Origin of the sequence: Streptomyces phytophilus, from assembly GCF_013870535.1 — a bacterium.
In the GTDB taxonomy this organism is placed as follows: domain Bacteria; phylum Actinomycetota; class Actinomycetes; order Streptomycetales; family Streptomycetaceae; genus Streptomyces; species Streptomyces phytophilus.
Genome location: NZ_JACBXC010001477.1, coordinates 1 through 1,361, shown reverse-complemented (window position 1 = coordinate 1,361; position 1,361 = coordinate 1). Strand labels below are relative to the sequence as shown.

The window sequence follows — 1,361 nt, the reverse complement described above, 5'->3', positions numbered from 1 at the left end:
ACACGGCCGCGGCGGGCAGGGCACCGGCCGCGCGCACCCCGCGGGCGACGACCTCGCCGAAGCCGATCCCGGAGACGTACGCCATCCCCTCCTCCAGCGAGCCGAAGGCGCGGCCCTCGAAGAGGTCGGGGGCGTGCGCGGTGTGCCCGGCGCGGCGCAGTTCGTCGGCGAAGGCGGTGACGCCGGGAGTGCGGCCCTGCGCGTGGTGGAAGAGGACGATCTCGGCCATGGTGACGCCTCCGCTTGCGGACTCCGCTGGATCTTCCGGCACTCTAGGTCGGCCGGGACACCGTGCCCAACGCATGTCCGCCGACCGGGGCAACGCGCGAAACGCGGTGGCCCGGTGCCGCGGCGTCTGCCAGGGTGACCGCGATGAGCACCGCATTCCGCCCCGGCCTCGGCCTGGCCCGGGACTTGTACGCCGAGGTCGTCGCCCCGCTCCTGGACGCGCGGCTCGCCGGGACGCCGTACGCCGCCGCGCTCCTGGGCTGGGGCTCGGAGGTGCAGGGCTTCGACACCCCGCGCTCGACGGACCACGCCTGGGGACCGCGGCTCCAGGTGTTCCTGGCGCCGGCCGCGCACCGGGAGCACGCCGCGGGGCTCACCGCGCTGCTCGACCGGGAGCTGCCGGAGCGGTTCGGCGGCCACCCGGTGCGCTTCGCGTTCCCCGGCGGTACGCCGCCGCGGCACTGGGTCGACGTGCTCGACGTCACCGGGCACTTCGCGGAGCAGCTCGGCGAGGTTCCGGACGGCGGCCTCTCGGTGGGCGGCTGGCTGGCGGCGCCGTGGCAGGTGCTGCGGGAGCTGACGGGCGGCGCGGTGTTCCACGACGGCGCCGGGGTGCTCACGTCGTACCGGGAGGGCCTCGCCCGCTACCCGGACCAGGTGTGGCGCTACGTGCTGGCGTGCCAGTGGCAGCGGCTGCACCAGGAGGAGCCGTTCGTCGGGCGCTGCGGGGAGGTCGGGGACGACCTGGGGTCCGCGGTGACCGCGGCCCGGCAGGTGCGCGAGCTGATGCGGCTGTGTCTGCTGATGCACCGGGTCTACCCGCCGTACGGCAAGTGGCTCGGCACCGCCTTCGCCGCCCTGCCGGAGGCGGCGGAGCTGGCGCCGCTGCTGTCCGGGGCGCTGGCGGCGCGCGGCTGGCGGGAGCGCGAGCGGCAGTTGTCGCCCGCGTACGAGCGGGTGGCGCGGATGCACAACGCGCTGGGTCTGACGGAGCCGCAGGACGCGGTGGTGCGCCCGTTCCACGAGCGGCCGTTCCTCGTCCTGGGCGCCGAGCGCTTCTGCGCCGCGCTGCTGGCGACGGTCGGCGAACCGGAGCTGGCGGCGCTGGCGCCGGTGGGGTCGGTCGACCAGTA

1 protein-coding gene and 1 pseudogene are annotated in these 1,361 nt (G+C 76.3%); one reads left to right on the top strand and one right to left on the bottom strand.

Annotation, left to right across the window (positions count from 1 at the left end; translation table 11 throughout):
• Window positions 1-229: pseudogene (locus H5J30_RS33510) on the bottom strand (dienelactone hydrolase family protein); the annotation flags it as partial.
• A 143-nt stretch (window positions 230-372) separates the two neighbouring features.
• On the opposite strand from H5J30_RS33510, the gene H5J30_RS33505 reads away from it, so the two are divergent.
• The coding region (locus H5J30_RS33505; RefSeq protein ID WP_181791513.1) for a DUF4037 domain-containing protein at window positions 373-1,361 on the top strand (989 nt) is incomplete at its 3' end.